Consider the following 24,739-nt stretch of genomic DNA (forward strand, 5'->3'; position numbering starts at 1 on the left):
TCCTTGAACAGCTCCACTTCACACCCGGGAGGCCTTCGCCTGTCAGCACCTCAAAGACGAATCCCCGAAACAACGTCCCTGGACATCACATCTAGCACGTCACGCCTGTCGCGCGCGGCGGCGTCAGGACGCGGCATCCGGTCGGGGCATTTCCGTTGGTCACGGTGGCCTCCTGGCTTCTGAATTCGAGGCGGTGGGGGCGATGAACGGGGAAACGACGTCACGCCTTCGGGTGGGTTCAGTCTAGTCGATGCTTCACTGAGTTAGGTAAGTATCTTAAATTTTTGGCAACTGACTATTCTGATCTCGAAGCGACTGGGGGAGAATGGCGGCATGGCGAACGACACACCGGCGCTGACCCTCGGGGTGGCGCTGCGTCGGTACCTCGATGCGCGCAACGCGGCGATGGTCACCGCGCGCGCCAGCCTCGGCATCACGGACACGGATGCGCGCGCCCTGTTGTTCGTCGTCGGCAATCCGGGAACACGGCCGACGGCGCTGCGAGAGTACCTCGGCATCACCTCGGCCGGCGTGACGACGCTGATCGATCGGCTCGTCAGCCGCTCCCTCGTACGGCGCGAGGTCGACCCGTTCGACAGGCGGGTGAACCGCATCACCGCCACGATCGATATCGCCGAAGATCCGTGGTCGGCCCTCAACCGGTTCGACGATGACTTCGACGTCGCGGTCGACGCGGCCGATCAGACCCGGGTCGGCGACTCGGCCGCACTGCTCGCGGCCCTGACCGCGGCGACCGTGGGCGCCCGACGCGACTGACGCGCCTCGGGTGGCGACCCGCCGTTCAGGCGACGTCGATGCCCTGATACGCCCGCGACTTCGCCTCGAGGAAGGCGCAGAGGTCGGCGACCGCGGCCAGCTCCGCCGACAGTGCGAGCACCCCCGCCGCGTCGAGCACGAGGTCGTCTTCGCGGGGCTCCATGGTCGCGACCCATCCGGTCGCATCCTTCGTCGCCGGCTGGATGAACACGCCGGTCGGCGCGTGGCCCAGACCGAAGAACACCAGGCCCGTGTTCGCCCCGCCGTCACCGTCCTGCACGATCACCCGCGCCGAGTCGGCCAGGGGCCCGCCCTGCGCCCGGTACTCGGCGAGCCAAGACTCCAACGTCTCCAGATTCCGAAACGCCATCGCGACCCTCTCCCTACATCTGCGACGTGAAAAGTATAGAGATCGGGGCATCTGTCGCTGAAGAGCGGCGGCGGGCGGCTCGCGAGCGTCGTACTCTAGCCGATCGCGGCTCCGGCTGCCCGCGCTTGCGATCGCGGGGCCGACGCGGCTGACTTGAAGGATGCCCGTCACCGACGACCTCGCGGATGATCTCGCGTCCGCGGTGCGTACTCCCGAGATCTTCGCCGTCTATCAGCCCCAGGTGTCGCTCGAGAGCGGATCGATCGTGGGCGCGGAGGCGCTCTGCCGCTGGCGGCACCCACAGCGCGGCGACATCGATCCCGCGACCATGATTGGCGTCGCCGAGCGCAGCGGGGTGATCCATGCGCTCGGGCGCCGCATGCTCGACGAGTGTCTCGACACCCTCGCCGAGTGGCGCGAGACGGGCCGGGAGTGGGCGGTCGCCGTCAACGTCTCGCCGCGGCAGTTCGAGGATCCGGCGTTCGTCCCGCATGTCGCCTCCGAACTCACGCGGCGGGCGCTGCCTCCCGCGTCGCTCGTGCTCGAGCTGACGCAGGCCGCACGGCCGGTCGACGACGGTGCATTGCTGCCGCAGCTGCGCGCACTCCGCGAGGCCGGGGTGGAGATCTCGCTGGACGGCTACGGCGGGGGCTCTCTCGCGCGGGAGCAATGGCAGAGCCTGCCGCTGACCGAGGTGAAGGTCCCCGGTCACCTCGTGCGGGCGGCCGAGCGCGACGACCTCGCGCCGCTCCGGCACGAGGTCGAGGTCGCGCACGCCCATGGCCTGCGGGTCGTGGCCGGGGGGATCGAGACCCTCACCCATCTCGACGTCGCCGTGGCGCTGGGCTGCGATCGTGCGCAGGGGTTCCTCATCCGTCAGCCGGACTCCGAGATCGTGCTCCCATAGTCCGTCTTCGAGAAGAGGGCGGCGGATCTAGGATCGAGAGATGACGACGGCGCGACGGCGAGGCATCCTCGCTGTCCTCACCGCCATCATCCTGCTGGCGCTCGGCGCCGGGGTCGCGTTCGCCGTCGGCGACGCGCTCGGCATCCGCACCGAACCCTCGGCCCAGATGGAGCCGGCGGCCCCCGTCGTCCCCGAGGTCGCCGAGCCCGTCCTGCCGCCTTCCTTCACCTTCGACGCCCCCGACACCGAGCGCGTGTCGGTCGCACTGGAGGAGCTGACGGATGCTGCGGCCGCAGCATCCGGAACCTCCGGCGATGCCGTGCTGACGGTGAGAATCGACCCGACGCTCGTCGCGACGGATGATGCGTACACGCTCGAAGGAGACGCCGGCGCCCTGGTCGTCCGCGCGGGCAACGAGGACGGCGCGACCCGCGGCATCTACGACCTCAGTGACCAGGTGCGCGCGGCGGCGCCCCTCACCGACCTGCTCGGAGCGCACGAGGCGTCGCGCCTGCCGCTGCGCATGACAGACCTCGGCGCGGTCGGCGTGATCCCGGATCCCGCCGAATGGGAGTCGGGCGACGACTACTCGCACGCGTCGAAGGCGTTCGCGGCGGTCATGCAGCCCGAGCCGCCGTACGTCGATGAGACCGCGCTCGCCGCCGCGTTCGAGGACTTCGACGGGTTCCTGCGGCACTCGCTCGCGAACGGGTTCAACGCCGTTGCGTTCCCCGGGTTCGTCGAGTACGTCACGTTCGACGACGCCCCCGACGGCCCGGTCTATGCCGACGGCGACGACCACCGCGACAAGGCGCTGGCGCTCCGCGAGGCGTACGCGCCGTTCTGGGAGCGCGCCGACGAGCTCGGCATGAAGGTGTTCCTGCGCACAGACATGCTCGCCCTCACCGGTCCGCTCGAGCAGTACCTCACCGACCGGTTCGGCTCGCTCGACACCGAGAACCCCGACCTGTGGAAGGTCTACACCGCCGGCCTCGACGAGCTCTACGACGCGGTGCCGGCGCTCGACGGCGTGCTCATCCGCATCGGCGAGGCGGGGCCCGTGTACGACGTGGGCGGCTGGGACTACTACTCCGCGCTCGAGGTGACCTCGGTCGACGCCGTGCGCACGATGCTCGAGGCCTTCACGGGGCAGGCCGAGGCATCCGATCGCGAAGTCATCTTCCGCACGTGGTCGGTCGGTGTCGGCGCGGTCGGCGACATGCACACGAACAGTGCGTCGTACGAGGCGGTGCTCGCACGTCTCGACTCGCCCGCGCTCATCGTGTCGACCAAGTACACGCTCGGCGACTTCTACACGTGGCTGCCGCTCAACGACACCCTCGAGCAGGGCGCGCAGCGGCGCATCGTCGAGTTCCAGAGCCGGCGCGAGTTCGAGAACTTCGGCGCGTTCCCCAACGACCTCGGGCCGCAGTACCAGTGGGCGCTGCAACAGCTGCTCGCCGCGAACGACCAGGTCGAGGGCGTGTGGGTCTGGACCCAGGACGGCGGCCCGTGGCGCGCCGGACCCATGAGCCTGTACCTGAAGTCGGGCTTCTGGCAGCTGTACGAGCTGAACACGCGGCTCGCCGGCGCGCTCGCGGTCGACCCCGACGCCGATGTCGCGGGCATCACAGCGGCGTGGGCGCGCGAGTACTTCTCGGAGGACCCCGCCACCGTCGAGGCGATCGTCGAGGCGATGACGCACTCGCGGGACGCGATCGCGCAGGGCATGTACGTGCCACAGTTCGCCGACAAGCGGGTGTTCGCGATCGGCCTCGAGCCGCCGCCCATGATGTGGATCTTCGAGTGGGACATCCTCACCGGCGACTCCGCCGTGCTCGACGTGCTGTACTCGATCGTCCGCGACAGCGGGCCGGCGGGGGTCGAGGCTGCGATCGGCGACGGTGCCGAGGCGGTCGTCGCGGTCGAGCAGATGCGCGATCTCGTTTCGGAGTCGGATGCCTCGACCTGGCGCTCGCGCGAGATCCGGACCGCGTTCGTCGACACGCTGGACTACGAGCTCGACACCCTGCGCCTCCTCGAGTCGTACCGCGCGATGATCCTGCACCAGGGCGAATGGCACGACACCCTCTCGCCCGAGGCGCACGCCCAGTGGGACGCCGACCGCATCGCGTACGAGGAGCGTGCGGCCGCGCACCTCGCGACCTACGAGGGCAACCTCGACTATCCCGCGTTCAACCTCACCGCCGCGCAGCTCGGCGTCGAGCGCGCGGTGCGCGACCAGCCCATGGCGTGGGTCGCCCGCGTGCTGCTCGTGCTCGCCCTGGCCTGGGTCGTGATCGGCATGTTCGCCGCGCGCACGCGCCTGGTCGCGAAGCCCGGCGCCGCCGCGGCCCGTGCGACGTGGATCGCGTCGACGCGGCCCTGGCGGGCGCGCGAGTCGACGCTCGGCATGCTCGAGCTCGACCGGTGGCTGCTGCTCATCGTGCCCGCGGGCCTCCTGATCGCGACGCGCGCCGTGCAGACGTCGTTCCTGTCGTGGACGCACCTCGCCGTCATCATCGGCGCCTGGGTCGTGTTCGCCCTCGTGCTGCGGGTCTTCGTGTGGGAGCGCTCGCCGTGGCCGGTGATCGCCGCCGTCGGCGGGGTCGTGATGCTGCGCTGCATCGTGACGCTGTTCGCGCTGTCGTTCACGGGCCCGGGCGGATACTGGTTCGCCTTCTGGACCGACCCGGTGCTGCGCACCGTGTACATCTGCCTCGCGTTCGCACTGTTCGTGTGGGTGTTCGTCGCGGCGGGCTGGGCGCTGTCGGCACAGGTGCGCGCGCGGCGCGCGACCGGGTACGTGCTCGCCGCCGTCGGTGCGGGGCTCCTCGTGCCGGCGGTCGTCGTCGGGTTCGTCGGTCTCGAGACCGCGCTCACCCTGTGGAACGACGAGATGGGCCTCTTGCCGTGGGGCCTCGCGCGCATCCTCGGCATCACGACGTACCTCGAGATCCCCGACGTGACGCCGTGGGCGGCCGCCGGACTCGGCGGTGCGCTGCTCGTCGTCGGACTGCTGCTGGCGGTGCCGTGGCGGAGGCGCCGGGGAGCGGCATCCCTCCCCTCCTGAAGTCGGGGTGCGCACGGCTGAGTGGTCGGACCACACGTGTGCGAGGAGTAGCGTAGAGGCATCCCCCGAAACGATTCGAAGAGGTAATCGCCATGCGCTCACGAAGCACAGCACTCCTGTCCATCGCCGCCGTTTCCGGCCTGCTGCTCGCCGGTTGCGCGTCGACCGCCGACTCCGAGCCGACGTCCACGTCGGCCGCCGACTCGGTCGTCGAGTCGTCGGTGACCGAGCCCGCCGCCGCCGGTGAGCGCGTCGGCGCCGACGGCCTCGAGCTCGAGGTGTGGAGCAGCACCGTTCCCGACGAGAGCGCCGCCGTCACGCTGGACGAGCCCGCCGAGGGCAACCAGTGGGTCACCGTCAACGTCGCCCAGTGGGTGTCGGAGGACGGCCAGTCGGACGTCGACGTCGCCCCCGTCCTGCGCTCGACCGACGACGAGTCGTTCTCGGCCGACGCGGTCTCGCAGCGCTCGGTCGAGGTGCCGATGACGCCGGAGAAGTCCTACACGTTCGTGTGGAGCTTCCAGGTTCCCGAGGACCTCGTCGACGCCTCCACCCTGGTGCTGTGCGTCGGCGAGGGCGACGAGGGCTGCAGCAGCCTCGTCGCCGAGTGATCCCGCGCGCCGGTCGCCCCGCGGCCTGCGCCTGAGCGGTGCGAACGCGCCGTGTGCCTTCGGGCGCACGGCGCGTTCTTGTGTCCGGGATGTGCCCGGGCTCGGGTCGTCTGCCGCTCACCTGTCACGTGGTGGGGGGAGAGGATGCTGCGGCCCGCGGCCCGCGCTGCAGGCGACGGGCTATGCCGACCAGGCCCCCCACGAGCGCGATCGCGCCCGCGGCGAGCAGGAGGGACGCGACGATCGCCGGCGGGGAGAGCGAGACGACCCACTCCGCCACGGCATCGCGGCGGCCCGCGTCGAGTGTGATCCACAGCGCCGTCGCGGACGTCACCGCGAGCGCCAGACCCCAGATGATCGCCGCCCAGCGCGTGCGCGGCGCCTCGTCAGCCGCGCGGCGGGTGATGGGCTGCTCGGCGGGCGTGGCCTCGAACGGAGGGATCACCGGCGGCGGCGTCAGGTCGAGGGTGGGGTTGGTGTCGGTCATCGCTGTTCCTCCGGCTGCGGGATGGTCACGTACACAGAGCCGAGTCCCTGCTCCAGCACGATCTTCTGGCGGGTGACGGGGTCGCTGACCGCCGCGGTGTTGCGCGCGAACCACGACCACTCCGACGTTCCGTCCTCGCCCGGGGTCAACGTCACGGGCACGTCCTCGACGATGTTCGACTGCGGGTCGAGGCGCTGCACCTCCACCCGGCCGGCACCCAGCCGCGCCTCGATCTCCACCGCGGTTCCCGGGGTCACCGTGATGTAGGTGACACCGGTGCTCTTGCGGATCGTGATGGTGCCGGCGTCGACGTTCTCGTCTTCGGAGAGGGGCAGCACTCTGATGTCGGTGCTGCCGAAGGGCTGCACGATCGTGGTGGGGACGGTGCTCGTGCCGAGACCGACGTTGCCGAGCACGAAGCTGCGCGGGCCTGAGGCGATGGCCGTCACGATGCCGATGACCACGAGGACGATCGCGACAGCAGTGAGGAAGCCGCTGCGGCGACGCGCGATGCCGGCGACCACCATCGCGAGGCTCACGACGATCGCGGCGGACAGGATGCCGATCGCGGCCGCGAACCCGGTCAGTGCCGGGTCGCCCAGTGCGATCAGCACCGCCAGCGCACCGGCGACGACGGCGGCGCCGAGTGCCGTGATCACGAACACGAAGCTGGTGCGCGGCCGGGTGGCGCGGCGCACGCGGCGGCGCTCCTCAGCCTCCAGGGCGAACGCGGCGCCGTGGGCGTGCCGCTCTTGACGCGCCTGCTCGCGGGCGGCGCGGGAGGCATCCTGCTGGCTGCGGCGCCACGCGTCGTTCTGCACCCGCCACTCCTCCTGGCGCGCACGCCAGTCCGCGACTTCGGCATCGCTGCCGTAGGGGGCCGGCGCAGCGCCTGCGGGCCCGGCTGGGCCCCCGCCCCCAGAGGCTCCGGGCGACGCGCCAGCGGCGTCTGGAGTGGGAGCGGGGACCGTCTCCGATCCTGTCGCGGATCCGGCCGGCGCCCGACCGGCCGGATCCGCGATGCCCGCGGCGTCGGCCGCGAGGGGAGAGGCCGCGTCGCCCGAATCGGACGCGGCCGGGTCGGGCTGCGCGGAAGCCATCGGCGCGCCCGTCCGGGAGGGCCGGCCGGCCTGAGCCGCCCGGACGAGGAAGAAGATGCCGCCGCCGATGATCGCGACGACGAGGAGGACGCCGAAGCCGCCCAGGGGCGTCGTGAGGTCCCAGATCGACGGGCCGCCGTCCCACGCCCACGGCGCGAAGCCGGTGAGAGCCCACAGCGGCCACATCAGGATGTTGCGCAGCCACGGCACGACGGGCACGAACCCGACGACCGCGAGGATGAAGACGCCCGTCATCGCGGCGTCGTAACGGCCGCGGAAGAGCTCGCGCAGGTGGATGCGCCCGCTCGTGTCGGGCAGCAGGGCCCACGCGATCGCGTAGACGAGGAGCGCCGGGAAGCCGAACAGCGCCACCACGACGAAGATGCCGCGCACGATGATCGGGTCGATCCGCAGGCGCGCCGCGAGGCCGCCGCACACGCCGCCGAGCCAGCCGTCGGCGCGCACGACGCCGAGGCCCTCCACCCACGAGAAGAACCGGTCCGACCCCGTCGGCAGCCCGGGAGGGGCGGTCGGCGGCGGGCCCGGATCGGCGGGGGGAGCGGTGGTCGTGTCGGTCATGGTTCCACCCTGTCGGCCGCGGCGAGGGGCCCGCTATGGGGTGAACCCCTGACGCGACCCTGATCCCTGGCCGGGATCGTGGTCGGGGGCGGTCGGCGATGGTTGGATTGTCGGCATGCCCTCCTCCACGCCGCCGACGTCTGTCGCCGCGGGCGTGGGGTGGGAGTCGGCGCCGAGCGCGACGCACCCGGAGCGACCGGCACGGCCCCAGGCGCAGCATCCATCCCCGCCGTTGCACGCCCCGGCCCGCCCGCCCCGCCCGGCGCTCAGCCGCCCCCGGGACTGCGCCGTCTCGGGCGTCTCGGCCGGGCTCGCCCGCCACCTCGGCTGGCCGTTGTGGGTCGTGCGGGCCGCGTTCGTCGCGCTGACCTTCGTGTGGCTCGCGGGCGCGCTGCTGTATGCCTGGCTCTGGGCGTTCGTGCCCTGGGACGACCCGCGCCCGCCCATCATCCCGGAATCCGACCGCGCGAGCGACGCGACCGACGGACGGACAGCGGATGCTGCGGCCGCAGGCCCGCACGATGCTCCGACGCGCCGCGCGCCCGTGGCGTGGCTGCTCGCGTGCGCCGCGATCACGGTGGTGCTCCTGACCGTGGGGGCGATCGCCGTGTTCGGCGCCAACGGCGTGGTGTGGTCGTCGCTGCCCGGTTGGGTGGGAGGCGTGGCACTCGCGACGGCGCTCGCCGTGGCAGCCGGTGCCTGGGCGACGCTCGTCGACCGCCACGATCCGGCGCGCGGTCCGCGCCACGAGAACGTCGTGCGGCTCGTCGTGACCGCGGCGCTCGTGCTGCTGCTCCTGGCGCAGCTCTCGGCGCTGCGGCAGACCGGGGTCGCGGGGTTCCTGATCGCGCTCGTGCCGATCGCGGGCATCGTGCTCGTGTACTCGTCGATCCTCGTCGACCGCTGGCGCGAGCTCTCGGGCGAGCGGGTGCGGCGCATCCGCGAGGAGCAGCGCGCCGAGATGGCCGCGCACCTCCACGACTCGGTGCTGCAGACGCTCGCGCTCATCCAGAACCGCGCGGGCGCCTCGACCGAGGTGGCCCGCCTCGCCCGCGCGCAGGAGCGCGAGCTGCGGGCGTGGCTCTACGACGGCGACGCCCCGGCCGACAGCGACCTGGCCACCGACCTGCGCGACTACGCCGCCGCGCTCGAGCTCGACTTCCCGGTGCGGATCGACGTGGTCTCGGCCGGGCTTCCGGCCGAGCGGGCGAGCGGTGAGGTCGCCGCGGCCTCACGAGAGGCGATGCTGAACGCCGCCCGCCACGCCGGGGGAGAGGTCTCGGTGTACATCGAGGGCAACGCGAACGCCGTCGATGTGTACGTGCGCGACCGCGGCCCCGGATTCGACCTCGACGACATCCCCGACGACAGGCTCGGCATCCGTCAGTCCATCCTCGGCCGCATGCGTCGCGCGGGCGGGTCGGCGACGATCCGGCGCGGCGCGAGCGGCGGCACCGAGGTTCATCTGCGGTTCGCGACGGCGTCGTCCGAGAGCGGGTCCGCACTTTCCCGGGAGGTCGGTCGTGGCTGAGAGCACCGTGCGCGTCGTTATCGTCGACGACCACTCGATCTTCCGCTCCGGCCTGCGCGCCGATCTCGACGCGACGATCGACGTCGTCGGCGAGGCGGCCGACGCGGCCTCTGCCGTGGCGATCATCGAGGCCACCGCGCCCGACGTCGTGCTGCTCGACGTGCACCTGCCGGCTGGGGCGGGTGCGGCCTCGGGCCCTGACGCCGCTGGGGGCGAAGCGGTGATCCGCGGGGCAGGGCCGTCGGTGCCGGCCACCCGCTTCCTCGCGCTGAGCGTGTCGGATGCGGCCGAGGACGTCGTGCGGGTCATCCGCGCCGGCGCTCGCGGGTACATCACGAAGGGCTCGTCAGGTGCCGAGGTCAGTCGCGCGGTGCACGCGGTCGCCGGCGGCGACGCCGTGTTCTCGCCCCGCCTCGCCGGCTTCGTGCTCGACGCCTTCGGCGCCGCCGTCGGCGAGACCGCCACGACCAACGACGAGCTCGACCGCCTCTCGACGCGCGAGCAGGAGGTGATGCGCCTCATCGCCCGCGGCTACGCCTACAAGGAGGTCGCCGCCGAGCTCTTCATCTCCATGAAGACGGTCGAATCGCACGTCTCGGCGGTGCTGCGCAAGCTGCAGCTCTCGTCACGGTATGAGCTGACGGCCTGGGCGTCGGCGCGCAGGCTTCTGTGATTCAGGATGCTGCGGGCCGCAGCATCCACCTCCCGCGACGTGTCAGCCCTCGGCGCCGAACATGATCTCGTGGCAGAGCGCGCGGCTCGTGTTCACGTGGCGGAGCGCTGCGGCGGCGGCCGCGTCGGCGTCGCGACTCGCGAGCGCCTCGACGAGCTCGCGGTGCTCGGCCAGCAGGATCCCGGGGGAGCGGTTCTGGCGCAGCACCCAGTGCAGCCGCCCCTCGAGAGGCTCGAGCGTCGCGGCGAGGATGCGGTTGTGCGCCATGCGCGGGAGGGCGTCGTGGAAGGCCTGGTTGAGCTCGGCGACCCGCTCGAGGTCGCCCCGCGCCAGTGCAGCGTCGGCGTCGTCGGCGAGGGCCCGGAGCGTGTGGAGCTCGTCCTCGGTCGCGCGGGCGCTCGCGAGCCGCGCGCACTGCACGTCGAGGGCGACGCGCACGTCGAAGAGGTCGTCGACGTCGTCCTTCGCGAGCACCGTGACGATGGCGCCGCGGCGCGGCACCTCCTGCACGAACCCCTCGCCCTTGAGCAGTGTGAGCGCCTCGCGCACCGGCACCCGTGACACGCCCATCTCCTCGGCGAGCACGCGCTCGACGAGGCGGTCGCCGGGCTGGAGATCGCCGCGCACGATGCGATCGCGGATCAGGTCGCGCACGCGTTCGCGCAGCGGCTGATGCGTCGCGCCGATCGTGGAGGCGGCGTCGGTGGGCGGGGTCATCGGCGGATCAGACCGGCTGCAGCGTGCGGCTGTCGACGATGACCTTGCCGAGCGGCATGAGCGAGATCGGGACCATCTTGAAGCTCGCGATGCCGAGCGGGATGCCGATGATCGTGACGCACAGCAGGATGCCGGTCACGATGTGGCCGATCGCGAGCCACCAGCCGGCGAGGATCACCCAGACGACGTTGCCGAGGAACGACCCGACCCCCGAGGTGGGCTTGTCGACGATCGTGCGGCCGAAGGGCCAGAGCGCGTACAGGCCGATGCGGAACGACGCGATGCCCCACGGGATCGTCAGGATCAGAATGCACAGCACCACCCCCGCGAGCAGGTAGCCGAGGAACATCCAGAAGCCCGACAGCACGAGCCAGATGATGTTGAGGACGGTGCGCATGGCATCCATCATGCCCACTCGCGCGCGAGCGCGCGCTCCGGTCAGTCGCCGCATCTTCCCGGCCAGCCCCCCGCCTCTTCGACAGGTCAACCGGGGTTCTGCAGGACCGGAGGTCGCGTTTCGGTCCTGTGGAGGCGCGGTTGACCTGTTGGGCGGGGGTGGATGCTGCGCCCCGGCGCGGACCCGCGGGCGCGGGCTGGGCTCGGGCAGCCCCCGCCTCTTCGACAGGTCAACCGGGGTTCTGCAGGACCGGAGGTCGCGTTTCGGTCCTGTGAAGGCGCGGTTGACCTGTTGGACGGGGGTGGATGCTGCGCCCCGGCGCGGATCCGCGGGCCCGGGCCAGCCGGGCCCCTGGTAGGCGGGGCGGTGCCTCCCTAGGCTCGGGGGATGCGCAGGTCGCCGAAGACTCCCACCGTCGGGGACGTGGTCGGCGAGATCGTGCGCCGGGCCGCGGCCGAGGTCGAAGACACCGCCGCTGCTGCGCTGGCCGACGAGCCCGACGGCGTGCACCAGCACCGGGTGCGGGTGCGGCGCCTGCGCAGTGTGCTCGGCGGTTTCCGCGACGAGCTCGACACCCGGGCGGCCGAACGGCTGCGGGTCGCCTACGCGTCGTGGGGGCGCGAGCTCGGGGTCGTCCGCGACATCGAGGTGCGGGCCGACGTCGCGGAGCAGCTGCTGGAGCGCGCCGAGATCGGCGACCCGGACGTGCTGCACCGGCTCGTCGAGAGCGAGCGGGAGGCCTATCCCACCGCGCACGCGCGGCTCGTCGAGCTCGCGCGCTCGCCGCGGTCGGAGGAGCGCACGCGGCTGCTGCGCACGTTCGCCGATCCGGTGGTGGTCGCGGAACCGGAGCGACCCGCGGCCGACGTGATCGCGGCCGTGCTGGCGAAGCAGGCGCAGCGGGTCGAGAAGGCCGAGGACCGCCTCGACGGTTCGGACGAGAGGTACCACGAGCTGCGCAAGGCAGCGCGGCGGCTGCGGTACGTCGCCGAGGCCGTCGCCGACGCCGCACCGGGCCTGTTCGCGAAGCAGGTCGAGGCGCTCGCCGACGCGGGCGACGACGTGCATGACGCGCTGGGCGCGCACCGCGACGCGATGCTGCTCGCGGAGCGCGTGACGCACGAGGGCGCCCTGGCCGGCCGGGCGGGCGAGCCGTCGGACGCGTACGGGACGATCGCCGACCTGCTGCGCGACGAGGCGCAGGAACGGCTCGACGAAGTGCCGTCGGCCCTGAGCCGGGTCGAGGCCGCTGCGTCGCGGCTGCCGTGAGGCGCAGCATCCATCCCCCGGAGCGGAGGTCCGCCCGGACGGTGTCGGCGCGCCCGCCTAGACTTGAAGGGATATGACCGACGCCTCCGCGGCCGCGCCGGGCGCGGCATCAGTACGCCCCATCGTTCTCGACGGAAGGGCCGAGCCGTTCGCCGGCGCCCGCCCCGACGAGGACCTGCTCGAAGGGCTCAACCCGCAGCAGCGGGAGGCCGTGACGTACCGCGGGCAGGCCCTGCTCATCGTCGCGGGCGCGGGCTCCGGCAAGACCAGCGTGCTGACGCGGCGCATCGCGTCGCTGCTGCGCAGCCGCGAGGCGTGGCCGAGCCAGATCCTCGCGATCACGTTCACCAACAAGGCCGCGGGCGAGATGCGCGAGCGCGTCGAGCACCTCGTGGGCGACTCGTCGCGGGGCATGTGGATCTCGACGTTCCACTCCGCGTGCGTGCGGATCCTCCGGCGCGAGGCCGAGCAGTTCGGCTTCACCAAGTCCTTCACGATCTACGACTCGGGCGACTCGCGCGCGCTCATCAAGCGCCTCGTCAAAGAGCACGAGGCCGACGCGTTCGGGCTGACGCCGGCGGCCACGCAGTCCAAGATCTCGCGGCTCAAGAACGAGCTGGCGGATGCGGAGTCCTACGCCCGCACGGCCAACATGTCCGACCCTGCCGAGCGGGTGTTCGTCGAGCTGTTCGGCGCGTACCAGCGGGAACTGCAGAAGGCGAACGCGTTCGACTTCGACGACCTCATCGGGCAGACGGTGTTCCTGTTCCGCGCGTTCCCGCAGGTCGCCGACGTGTACCGGCGCCGGTTCCGGCATGTGCTGGTAGACGAGTATCAAGACACCAACCACGCGCAGTACGCACTGATCCACGAGCTGACCAGGCCTCCGGGATCGGATGCTGCGCCCCTGGCCGGGTCGGGCGGCATGATGATCTTCGAGGCCGAGCCCGCCGCCGAAGAGGGCGCGTCGCTCACCGTCGTCGGAGACTCGGACCAGTCGATCTACGCGTTCCGCGGCGCCGACATCCGCAACATCAGCGAGTTCGAGAAGGACTACCCGGGCGCCAAGGTCGTGCTGCTCGAGCAGAACTACCGCTCGACGCAGAACATCCTGTCGGCCGCGAACGCCGTCATCGGCCACAACTTCGACCGCAAAGACAAGAAGCTGTGGACCGACGTCGGCGAAGGCGAGCAGATCGTCGGCTTCACCGGCTACTCGCAGCACGACGAGGCGCAGTTCGTCGCCGACGAGATCGAGCGGCTGCGCCGCGCCGGCGTGGACTACTCGCAGGTCGCCGTGTTCTATCGCACCAACTCGCAGTCGCGTGCGCTGGAAGAGATCTTCATCCGCTCGGCCCTGCCCTACAAGATCATGGGCGGCACCAAGTTCTACGAGCGCGCCGAGATCAAGGACGCCCTCGCCTACCTCGTCGCGGTCGCGAACCCGGCCGACGAGATGGCGATGCGCCGCATCATCAACCGGCCGCGCCGCGGCATCGGCGACGTCACGATCGAGACGATCTCGCGGTACGCGGCCGACCAGCAGATCACGTTCCGAGACGCGCTCGCGAACGCGTCGGCGCTGGGCGTCGGCCCCAAGATCCAGGCGGCCGTCGCGCATCTCGACGCGGTGCTGGCCGAGGCATCCGAGATCATGCTCCCGGCGTCGGGGGAACTCGCGCCGCCGACCGCGGTCGCCGAAGGCCTGTCGCTGCTGCTCAACAAGAGCGGGTACTACGACGCGCTGCGCGCCAGCAAAGACGCGCAGGACGAGGCGCGCATCGAGAACCTCGACGAGATGGTCGCCGTCGCCCGCGAGTTCGCGCGCAACAACCCCGAGGGCACGCTGCTCGACTTCCTCACCGAGGTCGCTCTGGTGTCGGATGCCGACGACCTCGAGGACGCCTCGGGCTCGGTGTCGCTCATGACGCTGCACACCGCCAAGGGCCTCGAGTACGACGCCGTGTTCGTCACGGGCGTCGAGGAGGACCTCATCCCGCACCGGATCTCGGCGGGGGAGCCGGGCGGGCCGCAGGAGGAGCGGCGGCTGTTCTACGTCGGCATCACCCGCGCGCGCAAGCGCCTGTACCTCTCCCTCGCGATGACCCGCGCGCAGTTCGGCGAGGTGACGGTCGCGATGCCGAGCCGGTTCCTGCAGGAGATCCCGTCGGAGCTGCTGCACTGGCGCCAGTCGCCGGGCGATGTGAACTCACGCGGCGGCACGCAGTCGCGGGCGCTCAACGCGCGGCGTGGTTCGGGGTCGGGCTCCGGGTTCGGAGGATCCGGCGGTGGCCGCCGGTACGGCGACGACCTCGTGCCGCTCGCGCGCCGCGAGCCGAGCGGCAACCTCGAGCGCTTCGCGAACAAGATCCCCGCGAAGGTGCGCGACAACGGCGACATGGAACTGGTGCCGGGCGACCGCATCCGTCACGACGACTTCGGCGAGGGCCGCGTCGACGCGGTGACGGGTGAGGGCGCGAAGCGCGTCGCGCACGTGCGCTTCGACACGGCCGGACCGAAGAAGCTGCTGATCAAGATCGCCCCCATCACGAAGCTCTGACCGAGCCGGGAGCGCTCATCCCTTGGGGGTGCCGCCCTCGACGAGCAGGTGGTGGTGGGCCAGGCGGCGCAGGGCCAGCATCACGGGCTCGTAGAGCGCGGTGCCGAGCACCGCGTACGGCACCGCCTCGGCGCGCGTCATGCCGGTCATCGGGGCGAGCTCTTCGGCAGCGATCTGCCGCATCGCGCCGCTGTAGCGGCGGAGCACGGGGGGCGCAGCATCCAACCCCGCCGCCTCCAGTGCGCGCAGGGCCTCGTCGAGCTGCGCGACCGCGGTGAAATCGGGGTCGTACGTGAGGCCCAGCTCGGCGATGGCGGCCCGGGCGAGGGGGTAGTCGTCGCGGCCGGCCCCGACATACGGCGGAAGGGCCCCGACCGCGCGCCCCAAAGTGGCGATCGGGTCGTCGTCGGGGGCGTCGATCAGCGCGAGCACGTCACGCACCCGAGACAGCGGAAGCCCGCGCACGTCGGCCAGCGCCGCGATGAGCTTGAGGCGAGCCAGGTGCTCGTCGCCGTACTCCGCCCGCGTCGTCGAGACCGCCTCGCCGCGCGGGAGCATGCCCTCGCGGATGTAGAACTTCACCGTCGCGACGGGCACGCCGCTGCGCTCCGACAGCTCCGAGATCTTCATCGCTCGCCCCCTGGGTCTTGACTTTGGATACTATAGCTATCCAATATTGGAGAGCGTAACTATCCAACGGAGGCCACGATGGACCCGACCCTCACGATCGTCGCGGGCGCGACGATCCTCACCGTCATCGGCATCATGTCGGGCGGCACCTTCCTGCTGCGGATCGCGACGCGCGGTCTGCCGTTCAACGGGCTGCAGAAGACGTTCTTCCGCGCCGGGCACGCTCACGCCGGCGTGCTCGTGATCCTCGGACTCGTGAGCCTGCTGCTCGTGTCGGCGGTCGGCGTGCCCGTGCCGTGGCAGTGGGCGTCGGTCGGCGTGCTCGCGAGCGCGCTCCTCATCCCTGGCGGGTTCTTCCTGTCGGTGCTGGGGCGCGACCCGCAGCGGCCCGGCCGCGCGATCGCACTTCTGTGGGCGGGAGTCGTGGTGCTCGCCGCGTCCCTGCTCGCCGTCGGTATCGGCGTGATCGTCGCAGGGGTCTCAGCGCTGGGCTGAGCAGCTCTGGGGCGGCTCGTCGCCGAGTGTTCACCATTCAGGCTGGATGCGACCGGGTCGGGTGGGAACCCGCGTCATTCCGGGGGAGTGGCCGCCGGCCCCGCGCAACGAGACTGAATGACGAACGCGATCGGGGGCGACAGGGCGGGTTAGGCTCGGGCAATGGCCTTGTTCTCGCGCCGTCCGAAGAAGCCCGCCGAGCAGTCGCCGACCTCCCCCGAGCCGTCACCGGCCGACGAGGTCGCGCCCGCGGAGGCCGCTCCCGACGCTCCTTCGGCGACAGTCGACGCCCGCTCGAGCGAGGCAGGGGCGGATGCTGCGGCCGTGCCCGCGCCGCAGGCCCCCACGTCTGATGCGTCCGCTGGGGCGGCGGAGGGTGGTGCCGCTGGCACGTCTGCGCCGCAGGACTCCGCGCCCGCTGCCGCACCGGAGCAGGACGCCGCGGCATCCGTGTCCATCTCCGTCTCGTCGTTCGGCGGGCTCGGGGTGTCGCCGGCGACGTCTCAGCCGTCACAGCCGGCGGAGCCGGGCGAGCCGCAGGCCGACGAGACCGTGCCTTCGGCGCCCAAGCCGCGTATGGGCGCGCGCGAGTGGATGCGCACGGCGCCCGAGCCGACCGAGTCGGTGCCGGGCCTGCGCGACAACGTGCTGCTGCGCGCCGCCCTCGGGCGCATCGGCGACGCCCCCGCGGCGCAGGCGCTGCTCGACGTGACGCGGCAGCTGCTGCAGGGGCATGTGTTCCTGCGGGTCAAGGGTGACGCCCGGGCGCTCCTCGCCGAGGGGAAGGGGCTGCCGCTCGCCATCGCGAACTCGGGCGACCGCACGTTCGCCCTCGTCTACTCGAACGGCGCTGCGCTGCAGGCGAGCGTCCAGGCCGACGGCGACACGCAGACCTCCGCGATGGGTCAGCCGGTGCTCACGGTGCTGCGGCACGTGTTCGAGAGCGGGTACGACGGGATCATCATCGACCCCGTGTCGGCGCCGTCGCGCGCGGTGCTGCCGAAGGAGCTGCTGCAGCGGGCCGTCGAGCAGGCCGACCCGCAGCTCACCGTGAAGACGCTCCTCGCTGCGGAGCGCACGCCCGAGGTCAGCGCCAAGCTCGCCGAGGCGCTCACGCGCGTTCCGCTCTGGGTCGCCGTAGGCGTCGCCGAGAGCGGCGTGCCCGGCATCGCCGAGGCGCGCGACGGCGAGGGGCGCCGCTACCTCGAGGTGTATTCGCACCCGCTCGAGGTGGCGGTCATGGGCCGCGGCGACAACGCCGGGCCGATCACCCCTGCCCAGCTCGCGAAGGCGCTCCGCGCCGACGAGGGGCTCACGGGCGTGCTGATCGACCCCGCCGGCCCCTGGATCCGTCTCAGCCGCGACGAGCTCGCCCCCGTACTCGCCACCGCCGACTGAGGTCCGAGTCCCCCCGGCCGCGAACGCGCCGTACCCGGCCGCCTGCCGCGACCCCGCGCCGCCCCTCTCAGCCTTACGCGCGCCCGCCCCTCTCAGCCTTACGCGCGCCCGCCCCTCTCACCCCGCACGCGCGCCCGCCCCGCGCCACCCTGCTTCAACAGGTCAACCAGGCTTCTCCAGGGCCGAATCGCCCGATTCGATCATGTGGAAGCCCGGTTGACCTGTCGAAGGGGTGGGGGCGCGGGAGGGGAGGGTGACGGATGTCGCGGCTCACCGCTAGCGTCGGACCATGGCGTCCCCGCGGATCACCCTCACCGTGCCCGGCCCCGACGGCGATCGCGAGGTGGGGATCTCGAATCCCGACCGGGTGATCTGGCCCGAGGCCGGCTTCACGAAGCGCGAGCTCGCCGAGTACCTCATCGCGGTGCAGGGGCCGTTCCTCGCGGCGAACGGCGACCGGCCCGTCTCGCTCGAGCGGTTCCCCGAGGGCGTCGACGGCGAGCGGTTCTACTCGAAGAACCCGCCGAAAGGGGCGCCGGCCTTCGTCGAGGCCCAGACCGTCACGTACAACAGCGGTCGGCGGCATCCGCAGATCATCCTCACCGAGATCGCCGCAGCGGTCTGGGCGGTGCAGATGAACACCATCGTCTTCCACCCGTGGGCGTCTCTGACCGCGAACACCGACAACCCGGTCGAGCTGCGCATCGACCTCGACCCGCAGCCGGGAACGGATTTCACGGATGCTGCGGCCGTCGCCCCCGCGATGCGCGACGTCCTCGCCGAGGCGGGGCTGACTACGTTCGTGAAGACCAGCGGCAACCGGGGCATCCACCTGTTCTGCCCGATCGAGCCGGAGTGGGAGTTCCTCGACGTGCGCCATGCCGTCATCGCGGCCGGCCGCGAACTCGAGCGGCGGCTGCCCGACAAGGTCACGATGAACTGGTGGAAGGAAGAGCGCGGCGAGCGCATCTTCATCGACTTCAACCAGGCGAACCGCGACCGCACGATGGCCGGGGCGTACAGCCCGCGCGCGCTGCCGAGCGCGACGGTGTCGACGCCGCTGGAGTGGGCGGAGCTCGAGGCCGGGGTCGACCCCGCGGCGTTCACGGTGCGGACGGTTCCGCAGCGCCTCGCCGACGTGGGCGACCCGTGGGCCGGGCTGCTCGAGAAGCCGGGCCGCATCGACACGCTGCTCGAGTGGTGGCAGCGCGACCTCGACAACGGGCTCGGCGAACTGCCGTTCCCGCCCGACTTCCCGAAGATGCCGGGCGAGCCGCCCCGTGTGCAGCCCAGCCGCAAGAACGAGGCGAACTGGCCCAAGGACGAGGCCTGACGGCCAGCCCCGCTCGTTGAGCGAGCGAGGGATAGCCGAGACGGAACGCCCGCACCCGGCGCGACGCCGCGAACTCAGACCAGGACGTCGGCGAGGTCGTACGCGGCGACCACTTCGAGCTGCTCGTACGTGCACGAGCGGGGGTCGCGGTCGGGCCGCCAGCGCTCGAACTGCACGGTGTGACGGAAGCGCCATCCCTCGAGCTGGTCGTAGCGCACCTCGAGCACGCGCTCGGGACGCAGGCGCACGAACGACGAGTCGGCCCGACCGGCTTGGAAGCGCGACTTCTCGCCCTCGCCGCGCAGCGCCTCGCCGTCGGCGTCGCGCTCGACGAGCGGGGCGAGCTCGTCGATCAGCTCGAGTCGGCGGGCGTTGCTCCACGCGGCCACACCGCCGACCGGGTAGAGCGTGCCGTCTTCGCCGTACAGCCCGACCAGCAATGAGCCGACGCCCTCGCCGGACTTGTGGATGCGGTACCCCAGCGCCACAACGTCGGCGGTGCGCGCGTGCTTGATCTTGAACATCGTGCGCTTGCCCGGCGCGTAGGGCTGGTCGAGCGGCTTCGCGACCACGCCGTCGAGCCCCGCGCCCTCGAACTCCGCGAGCCAGCGTCGGGCGAGCTCGGGGTCGTCGGTGGTGCGCGTGACGTGCACCGGATCCGGCACGTCGCGCAGCAGGTCGACGAGCGCCTGGCGCCGCGTCGCGAACGGCTCGCCCTGCAGGTCGCGGTCGCCGACGGCGAGCAGGTCGAACGCGATGAACATCGCGGGCGTGGACTCGGCGAGCATGTTCACGCGGGATGCCGCAGGGTGGATGCGCTGCGACAGCGACTCCCAGTCGAGTCGCCGCCGGCCGTCGCGGTCGATCGGCACGACGATCTCGCCGTCGAGCAGGCACGGCTCGGGCAGGAGCCGCGCGAACGCCTCGACGAGCTCGGGGAAGTACCGCGTCAGCGGCTTCGCGCCGCGCGACCCGATCTCGACGTTCTCGCCGTCCCACGAGATCAGCGCGCGGAACCCGTCCCACTTCGGCTCGTAGCTCAGCCCGCCGGCAACCTTCGCCGGATCGGGGATGTCGGGCACGGACTTCGCGAGCATCGGCGCGGGGATCTCGTACGGCATGCCCCTCATCCTGCCGTTCCCCGCCGACACCCGACACCCCGGGCAGGCGACGGAGGGACGGATGCTGCGACCCGGGCGCGAGCGCCGGGTCAGGGCGATGAGGCGGCCGAGGCCGACGAAGGGGCAGTCGCCGACGCCGCATACAGGGCGGCGGCCTCGGCGCGGTTGGCGGCGCCGATCTTCGCGAGGATCGCCGACACGTGCACCGACGCCGTCTTGGGGCTGATGAACAGGCGCTGGCCGATCTGCGGGTTGGTGAGTCCCTCGGCGACGAGCTCGAGCACCTGGAGCTCGCGCGGGGTCAGCGCCGCGACGACGCCGTGCGACGGGTCGGTCGGCGCTGCCGGAGCGAGACGTGCCTGGGCCGCGAGCTCGTTCGCCCAGCGCGCGGCGCGCGCGACGCCGAGCGACGGGGCCTCGGCCGCGACGGCACCGAGGAGCGCCGTCGCCTCGGCGCGCTCGCCGGCGTCGATGAGCGCCCACGCCAGGCGGCAGCGCGCGGTCTGCAGGTGCCAGGTCGGCAGGCCGCCGTCGGTGAGGTCGTCGACCACGCCGTGCCAGAGCCCGACCCGGTCCACGGCGGAAACGCCGTCGGCGTCGGCGAGCAGCGCCCGCACGAAACCGGCGACCGACCGGGCGAGACCGACATCGGGCATCCCCTTCATCGCCGCGTCGATCCGGGCGCGCAGCTCGGGATCGACGGGACGCCCCGGCGAGAGGGTCAGCAGCGCGGCAGTGAGCAGCGCGTAGCGCCGCACCGCAGGCTGGCCCGGCTCGACCTCCACGGCGGCGAGGACGCCGGTGGCGGCACCCGTCCCCGTCTCTCCGCCGTGCAGGGTCAGCGCAGCCTCCGCGCGCTCGATCGCCCACCAGCCGTCCTTGTCGGGGTAGCGGCGCTGCGACTCGTCGATGCGGCTGCGCTCGGTGGCGAGGAGGTCGTCGCGCTCGGCCGGGCGGTCGTCCCACGAGAGGTGCGAACCCAGAAGACGCACGATCCATGCGCCGTCGGCCGGACTCATCAGGCGGCGGGCGCGCTGGGCGTACCGCAGGGCGGCGTCGGGCCGGCCGATCGCGAACAGCGCGAACGCGAGCGCACTGGCGATCGAGGCCCCCGAGCCGCGCTCGATGCCCGCGCGGGAGACGTCGTCGAAGTGCTGCGCGCCGACGACGGCGGCCTCGTCGAACCGGCCCACGCGCAGCAGCATGTCGGTGAGCGCCTGCCCCGCATAGGCGCGCAGCGCGGGGTCGACGCGGAGTGTCACGGCGCGTTCGAGGGGAACGAGGGCGCCCAGCTCGTCGTCCTCGTCGGCGGCGATGCGCCAGGCCTCGACGGTCAGCGCGACCGCGAGGGCGAAGTCGTCGCCGGCCTCTTCGGCCAGGGCGATCGCGCGCGCGGTGTGGTCCGCGGCATCCGCCCCGTGCTCGTCGATCGCGAGGTTCGTGTACACGCGCGAGAGCAGGATGCGGGCGCGGCGATCGTCGATGCCCTCGAGCAGCACGATCGCCTCGGCGAGGTCTTCGAACCGGCCGCTGCGGTGGTCGAGGTTGTACGTCTCGACGAAGCGCATGCGCAGCAGCGCCGCACGCGTGAGCGGATCGTCGCGGCACACGGCCAGGCCCTCGTTCACCGACCGCAGCGCGCGCTCGGGATCGCCCAGGTCGTGCCACGCCTGCGCGGCGTCGAGGTGCAGCGCGGGCAGGGACGTGCGGGCGCGGGCCGCAGCATCCGGAACCTGGTCCCAGAGCTCCGCGAGACGCTCGGTGAGCTTCGCGGCCGTCGCCGGCGAGAACTGCAACCGGGTCTGCTGCAGCGCCGTCACGGTCGCGTCGAACGCGGCGGGCAGGTCGCGTGCGGCGAGCCAGTGCTCGGCCACCGCCGACGCGTCGTCGGGGGAGTCGCCGCGATGGTCGCGCAGGTGCTCGGCGTAGCGGCGGTGGACGCGCACGCGCTCGCTCGGCAGCATCTCGGCCTCGACCGCCTCGCGCGTGAGCGCGTGCCGGAAGGCGTAGCCGGGGCCGTCGGCGACGATGACGCGGGTGTCGATCGCCTCGCGCACGGCGTGGTCGAGCGTGCTCTCGTCGAGCGCGGCCACGGCCGCGAGCACGTCGTCGTCGACGTGCACTCCGCCCGCGGCCATGGTGCGCACGGCCTGCTGCGCCTCGTCGCCGAGGCGGGCGTAGCGTGCGAGCACCAGCTCGCGCAGGGTGTCGGGCAGGGCGCGGTCGCCGAGATCGACGAGCTCCTCGACGAGGAACGGGATGCCGCCGCTGCGCTCCGCCAGAGCCTCGACGACGCGCGGGTCGAGGCCGTTCGCCAGCTGCGCGACCTGTTCGGCGACCTCGTCGGGCGTGAGCGGCACCACCTCGACGCGCACGACGGAACGTGTGCGGTCGAGCTCGGCGAGCACGGGGCGGAGGGGATGGAAGCGGTCGATGTCGTCGGAGCGATAGGTCGCGACGATCGTCAGCCGGCGACCGCGGAGCGTGCTCGCCAGGGTCTTGAGCAGGGCCATGGTCGCGGCATCCGCCCACTGCAGGTCCTCGAGCACGACGATCACGTGGCGGCGCTGCGACAGCCGCTCGAGCAGCACCTCGATCGCCTCGGCGAACTCGCCCGCCGGCTCGTCGACGTCGGGGGTCTCGTCGGCGATGCCCGGCACGAGCGCGGCGAGGCTCGCGATCGCGGCGGCCGAACCGGCCGCGGCGCGCAGCGCGTCGGTGCCGACCGCGGCGTGCAGGTCGCGCAGCACGCGCCGCACCGGGCCGAACGGAGCGCCGATGGGCCCGAGATCCACGCACTGCCCGAACGCGACGACGGGCGCGTCGCCGGTGCGCGCGCCGAGCGGGTCGGCGGTGACGAGCGCCAGGAACTCCTGCACCAGCCGCGTCTTGCCGACCCCGGCCTCGCCGCGCACGACAGCGGTGCGCGGGACCCCGCCGACGCCCTCGTCGTACGCCTCGAGCAGGGCGGCGAGCTCGGTGTGCCGGCCGACCATGCGCGGGCTCGAAGACGGAGCGGGCATGGTCATATCGTGGCACCTTCCCGGTGCCCGTGGACCCTCATCGCGCGCCGACGGACGTCGCGCGGCGAGCGGGGCGGTGCGCCCATCGGCGAGGACGGGAGATGGATGCTGCGGCCCCGGCGCCGCGCGGAGCCTCGCGCCCCGTGCGGTCCGCCCCGCGGAACCAGGCCGACAGCGGCTGCCCGGCGGGCCGCGCCGGCGACTGCCCGCGCTCGCGGTGGGCGCGCAGCATCTCGTGCTCGCGGAGGAGGTCGGCGGCGCGGTGCCGGTCGAGGATGTAGCCGGTGTACGTCGTGTCGTTCATGGGTCGCTCCTGTCTGCGGCGGATCCGTGGGATCGGTTCCGGTTGTGCTGACAGATACGACCTTCCTCGCTGAGACGGGTGCTCCTCATCGGGCGATCGCCTTGTCTTGGCGACCGGCAGTGCCTTAGTCCGGTGCGCGGGTGCCCTAGACGTGAGTGCGGGGCCTCAGCGGCGGGCTCAGTGGTCGATCGGGCGCTTCGGCCGCGCCCACCGCGCGGGAAGATCGGGGCCGTCCCACACCTGGATGACGCCCCATGCGGCGGCGGCGATCGGCACCGCGAGCACGGCGCCCACGATGCCGCCGAGCACGGTGCCGACCGTCAGGGCGACCAGGATCACGAACGCGTGCAGCTTCATCGACCGGCCCATGAGCACCGGCTGCAGGAAGTTGCCCTCGAGCTGATTGACCAGCACCACGACGCCGACCACGAACAGCGCGTTGACCCAGCCGTTGGCGACGAGGGCGACGAGCGCCGCCAGGATGCCGGCGAGCGTCGCGCCGACGATCGGGATGAAGGCGAGCAGGAACACCAGCACGGCCAGCGGGACCGCGAGCGGCACCTGGAGAATGAGGAGGCCGATCAGGATGCCGATCGCGTCGACCGCCGCGACGGTCGCCGTGCCGCGCACGTACGAGCCGAGCACTCCGACGGTCTTGTCGCCGATGCGCTGCGCGCGCACATACCCCTCACCGCGGAACGGCCGCAGCAGGAACTCCCACATCTGCGGGCCGTCCTTGAGGAAGAAGAACAGGATCGTGACCATGAGCACGAGGCCGGTCACGAAGTTCGCCACCGCGCCGACACCGGCGAGGGCGCCGGAGCCGAACTGCGCGCTGAAGATGAAGTCGGTCGCGGTCTGCACCCACTCGTCGATCTGCTCGGGGGAGAGGAAGTCGAACGGCAGGGTGTTCGCCCATGCGAGGAACTGCTGGAAGCCGTCCTGCGCCTGCGCGTACAGCTCGTCCCACTGGTCGCGCACCGCCCACACGATGAGCCAGCCGAGCGCGCCGAGGATCACCACGATCGCCAGCAGTGTCGCGACGGTCGCGAGCACGGAGGGGACGCCGCGGCGCCGCATCCACCCCATCACCGGCGCGAAGGCGCACGCGAGGATCAGCGCGATGACGAGCGGGATCGTCACCAGGGTGAGCGACTGGATCACGAAGATGATCCCGGCGGCCACCGCGACGACGACGATGATCTGGATCGCGCGGATGCCGAGCCGGCCGAACCCGTCGGCCCACAGGCTCCAGGGGGCACGCGTCGCCTTCGGCTCGACGTCGTGCGACTCGAGGCGGACGATCTGCGGACCGCTGTCCCGGAAGAATCCCATGCCACGAGGCTACGGGGCGCGACTCACCGACGATGGCCCTTGCCACGCC

General features: G+C 72.3%; 21 protein-coding genes. 11 read left to right on the forward strand and 10 right to left on the reverse strand.

The window, feature by feature from the left end; all coding sequences use genetic code 11:
- The first annotated feature begins 333 nt into the window (after positions 1–333).
- The gene (locus ACFC1I_RS11920; protein ID WP_376009385.1) at positions 334–777 is read left to right on the forward strand and encodes a MarR family winged helix-turn-helix transcriptional regulator; all 444 of its coding nucleotides are present in this window, start codon (positions 334–336) and stop codon (positions 775–777) included.
- A gap of 25 nt (positions 778–802) precedes the next feature.
- Here ACFC1I_RS11920 and ACFC1I_RS11925 read toward each other — a convergent pair whose 3' ends face one another.
- On the reverse strand, positions 803–1,147 hold the full coding sequence (locus tag ACFC1I_RS11925) for a hypothetical protein (RefSeq protein ID WP_376009387.1): 345 nt from the start codon (positions 1,145–1,147) through the stop codon (positions 803–805).
- Between the two features lie 160 nt (positions 1,148–1,307).
- Here ACFC1I_RS11925 and ACFC1I_RS11930 point away from each other — a divergent pair, with 160 nt between their 5' ends.
- The 3 genes from ACFC1I_RS11930 (at position 1,308) to ACFC1I_RS11940 (ending at position 5,738) form a co-directional block, all read left to right on the forward strand.
- Entirely contained in the window at positions 1,308–2,054 is a 747-nt protein-coding gene (locus tag ACFC1I_RS11930; protein ID WP_376009389.1) for an EAL domain-containing protein, read from the forward strand.
- Positions 2,055–2,094: 40 nt separating this feature from the next.
- On the forward strand, positions 2,095–5,127 hold the full coding sequence (locus ACFC1I_RS11935; protein WP_376009392.1) for a hypothetical protein: 3,033 nt from the start codon (positions 2,095–2,097) through the stop codon (positions 5,125–5,127).
- 92 nt (positions 5,128–5,219) lie between these two features.
- Complete coding sequence (locus ACFC1I_RS11940; protein ID WP_376009395.1) at positions 5,220–5,738, forward strand: hypothetical protein; 519 nt, start codon at positions 5,220–5,222, stop codon at positions 5,736–5,738.
- Positions 5,739–5,862: 124 nt separating this feature from the next.
- Here the strand turns inward: ACFC1I_RS11940 and ACFC1I_RS11945 are convergent, their stop codons facing one another.
- Both ACFC1I_RS11945 and ACFC1I_RS11950 read right to left on the reverse strand, forming a co-directional pair.
- A complete protein-coding gene (locus ACFC1I_RS11945; protein WP_376009398.1) occupies positions 5,863–6,225 on the reverse strand; it encodes a hypothetical protein in 363 nt (120 codons plus the stop codon).
- Positions 6,222–7,904 carry a PspC domain-containing protein gene (locus ACFC1I_RS11950; protein WP_376009401.1) on the reverse strand — a complete coding sequence of 561 codons (1,683 nt, stop codon included), beginning with the start codon at positions 7,902–7,904 and terminating at the stop codon, positions 6,222–6,224. The genes ACFC1I_RS11945 and ACFC1I_RS11950 overlap by 4 nt, the downstream gene beginning before the upstream one ends.
- A gap of 115 nt (positions 7,905–8,019) precedes the next feature.
- Here ACFC1I_RS11950 and ACFC1I_RS11955 point away from each other — a divergent pair, with 115 nt between their 5' ends.
- Positions 8,020–9,435, forward strand: a complete 1,416-nt coding sequence (locus ACFC1I_RS11955; RefSeq protein WP_376009404.1) for a PspC domain-containing protein — start codon at positions 8,020–8,022, stop codon at positions 9,433–9,435.
- Positions 9,428–10,108 (forward strand): LuxR C-terminal-related transcriptional regulator, encoded by a 681-nt coding sequence (locus tag ACFC1I_RS11960; protein ID WP_376009406.1) that lies wholly within the window; start codon positions 9,428–9,430, stop codon positions 10,106–10,108. Before ACFC1I_RS11955 ends, ACFC1I_RS11960 begins: the two co-directional genes overlap by 8 nt.
- A gap of 42 nt (positions 10,109–10,150) precedes the next feature.
- On the opposite strand, the gene ACFC1I_RS11965 is transcribed toward ACFC1I_RS11960, so the two are convergent.
- On the reverse strand, positions 10,151–10,825 hold the full coding sequence (locus ACFC1I_RS11965; protein ID WP_376009409.1) for a GntR family transcriptional regulator: 675 nt from the start codon (positions 10,823–10,825) through the stop codon (positions 10,151–10,153).
- A 7-nt stretch (positions 10,826–10,832) separates the two neighbouring features.
- Positions 10,833–11,222, reverse strand: coding sequence for a YccF domain-containing protein (locus ACFC1I_RS11970; RefSeq protein WP_376009412.1), 390 nt, complete (start codon positions 11,220–11,222; stop codon positions 10,833–10,835).
- 387 nt (positions 11,223–11,609) lie between these two features.
- Between ACFC1I_RS11970 and ACFC1I_RS11975 the strand changes: the two genes are divergently transcribed.
- Both ACFC1I_RS11975 and ACFC1I_RS11980 read left to right on the forward strand, forming a co-directional pair.
- Positions 11,610–12,491, forward strand: a complete 882-nt coding sequence (locus ACFC1I_RS11975) for a CHAD domain-containing protein (protein ID WP_376009415.1) — start codon at positions 11,610–11,612, stop codon at positions 12,489–12,491.
- 73 nt (positions 12,492–12,564) lie between these two features.
- A complete protein-coding gene (locus tag ACFC1I_RS11980; RefSeq protein ID WP_376009418.1) occupies positions 12,565–15,051 on the forward strand; it encodes an ATP-dependent helicase in 2,487 nt (828 codons plus the stop codon).
- Between the two features lie 15 nt (positions 15,052–15,066).
- On the opposite strand, the gene ACFC1I_RS11985 is transcribed toward ACFC1I_RS11980, so the two are convergent.
- The gene (locus tag ACFC1I_RS11985) at positions 15,067–15,681 is read right to left on the reverse strand and encodes a MerR family transcriptional regulator (RefSeq protein WP_376009420.1); all 615 of its coding nucleotides are present in this window, start codon (positions 15,679–15,681) and stop codon (positions 15,067–15,069) included.
- A 78-nt stretch (positions 15,682–15,759) separates the two neighbouring features.
- Here ACFC1I_RS11985 and ACFC1I_RS11990 point away from each other — a divergent pair, with 78 nt between their 5' ends.
- The 3 genes from ACFC1I_RS11990 to ligD all read left to right on the forward strand — a co-directional run bounded on the left by ACFC1I_RS11990 (position 15,760) and on the right by ligD (position 18,907).
- Positions 15,760–16,176: a hypothetical protein gene (locus ACFC1I_RS11990; RefSeq protein ID WP_376009422.1), complete on the forward strand. Its 417-nt coding sequence runs from the start codon at positions 15,760–15,762 to the stop codon at positions 16,174–16,176.
- 162 nt (positions 16,177–16,338) lie between these two features.
- Positions 16,339–17,574: an SseB family protein gene (locus tag ACFC1I_RS11995; protein WP_376009425.1), complete on the forward strand. Its 1,236-nt coding sequence runs from the start codon at positions 16,339–16,341 to the stop codon at positions 17,572–17,574.
- 289 nt (positions 17,575–17,863) lie between these two features.
- Positions 17,864–18,907: a non-homologous end-joining DNA ligase gene (gene ligD, locus ACFC1I_RS12000; protein WP_376009428.1), complete on the forward strand. Its 1,044-nt coding sequence runs from the start codon at positions 17,864–17,866 to the stop codon at positions 18,905–18,907.
- A gap of 74 nt (positions 18,908–18,981) precedes the next feature.
- Here ligD and ACFC1I_RS12005 read toward each other — a convergent pair whose 3' ends face one another.
- The 4 genes from ACFC1I_RS12005 to ACFC1I_RS12020 form a co-directional block, all read right to left on the reverse strand.
- The gene (locus ACFC1I_RS12005; protein ID WP_376009431.1) at positions 18,982–20,028 is read right to left on the reverse strand and encodes an ATP-dependent DNA ligase; all 1,047 of its coding nucleotides are present in this window, start codon (positions 20,026–20,028) and stop codon (positions 18,982–18,984) included.
- 89 nt (positions 20,029–20,117) lie between these two features.
- A complete protein-coding gene (locus tag ACFC1I_RS12010; protein ID WP_376009434.1) occupies positions 20,118–23,051 on the reverse strand; it encodes an AAA family ATPase in 2,934 nt (977 codons plus the stop codon).
- 37 nt (positions 23,052–23,088) lie between these two features.
- Positions 23,089–23,355, reverse strand: a complete 267-nt coding sequence (locus ACFC1I_RS12015) for a hypothetical protein (RefSeq protein WP_376009435.1) — start codon at positions 23,353–23,355, stop codon at positions 23,089–23,091.
- Between the two features lie 177 nt (positions 23,356–23,532).
- Positions 23,533–24,690 carry an AI-2E family transporter gene (locus tag ACFC1I_RS12020; protein ID WP_376009437.1) on the reverse strand — a complete coding sequence of 386 codons (1,158 nt, stop codon included), beginning with the start codon at positions 24,688–24,690 and terminating at the stop codon, positions 23,533–23,535.
- Between the last annotated feature and the right edge of the window lie 49 nt (positions 24,691–24,739).

The organism is Microbacterium sp. NPDC056044 (assembly GCF_042267145.1).
Classification (GTDB): Bacteria; Actinomycetota; Actinomycetes; order Actinomycetales; family Microbacteriaceae; genus Microbacterium.

Coding starts and splice junctions, on each gene's coding strand:
- ACFC1I_RS11920 (WP_376009385.1), top strand. CDS start 334: ATGGCGAACGACACACCGGCGCTGACCCTCGGGGTGGCGCTGCGTCGG.
- ACFC1I_RS11925 (WP_376009387.1), bottom strand. CDS start 1,147: ATGGCGTTTCGGAATCTGGAGACGTTGGAGTCTTGGCTCGCCGAGTAC.
- ACFC1I_RS11930 (WP_376009389.1), top strand. CDS start 1,308: ATGCCCGTCACCGACGACCTCGCGGATGATCTCGCGTCCGCGGTGCGT.
- ACFC1I_RS11935 (WP_376009392.1), top strand. CDS start 2,095: ATGACGACGGCGCGACGGCGAGGCATCCTCGCTGTCCTCACCGCCATC.
- ACFC1I_RS11940 (WP_376009395.1), top strand. CDS start 5,220: ATGCGCTCACGAAGCACAGCACTCCTGTCCATCGCCGCCGTTTCCGGC.
- ACFC1I_RS11945 (WP_376009398.1), bottom strand. CDS start 6,225: ATGACCGACACCAACCCCACCCTCGACCTGACGCCGCCGCCGGTGATC.
- ACFC1I_RS11950 (WP_376009401.1), bottom strand. CDS start 7,904: ATGACCGACACGACCACCGCTCCCCCCGCCGATCCGGGCCCGCCGCCG.
- ACFC1I_RS11955 (WP_376009404.1), top strand. CDS start 8,020: ATGCCCTCCTCCACGCCGCCGACGTCTGTCGCCGCGGGCGTGGGGTGG.
- ACFC1I_RS11965 (WP_376009409.1), bottom strand. CDS start 10,825: ATGACCCCGCCCACCGACGCCGCCTCCACGATCGGCGCGACGCATCAG.
- ACFC1I_RS11970 (WP_376009412.1), bottom strand. CDS start 11,222: ATGCGCACCGTCCTCAACATCATCTGGCTCGTGCTGTCGGGCTTCTGG.
- ACFC1I_RS11975 (WP_376009415.1), top strand. CDS start 11,610: ATGCGCAGGTCGCCGAAGACTCCCACCGTCGGGGACGTGGTCGGCGAG.
- ACFC1I_RS11980 (WP_376009418.1), top strand. CDS start 12,565: ATGACCGACGCCTCCGCGGCCGCGCCGGGCGCGGCATCAGTACGCCCC.
- ACFC1I_RS11985 (WP_376009420.1), bottom strand. CDS start 15,681: ATGAAGATCTCGGAGCTGTCGGAGCGCAGCGGCGTGCCCGTCGCGACG.
- ACFC1I_RS11990 (WP_376009422.1), top strand. CDS start 15,760: ATGGACCCGACCCTCACGATCGTCGCGGGCGCGACGATCCTCACCGTC.
- ACFC1I_RS11995 (WP_376009425.1), top strand. CDS start 16,339: ATGGCCTTGTTCTCGCGCCGTCCGAAGAAGCCCGCCGAGCAGTCGCCG.
- ligD (WP_376009428.1), top strand. CDS start 17,864: ATGGCGTCCCCGCGGATCACCCTCACCGTGCCCGGCCCCGACGGCGAT.
- ACFC1I_RS12005 (WP_376009431.1), bottom strand. CDS start 20,028: ATGCCGTACGAGATCCCCGCGCCGATGCTCGCGAAGTCCGTGCCCGAC.
- ACFC1I_RS12010 (WP_376009434.1), bottom strand. CDS start 23,051: ATGCCCGCTCCGTCTTCGAGCCCGCGCATGGTCGGCCGGCACACCGAG.
- ACFC1I_RS12015 (WP_376009435.1), bottom strand. CDS start 23,355: ATGAACGACACGACGTACACCGGCTACATCCTCGACCGGCACCGCGCC.
- ACFC1I_RS12020 (WP_376009437.1), bottom strand. CDS start 24,690: ATGGGATTCTTCCGGGACAGCGGTCCGCAGATCGTCCGCCTCGAGTCG.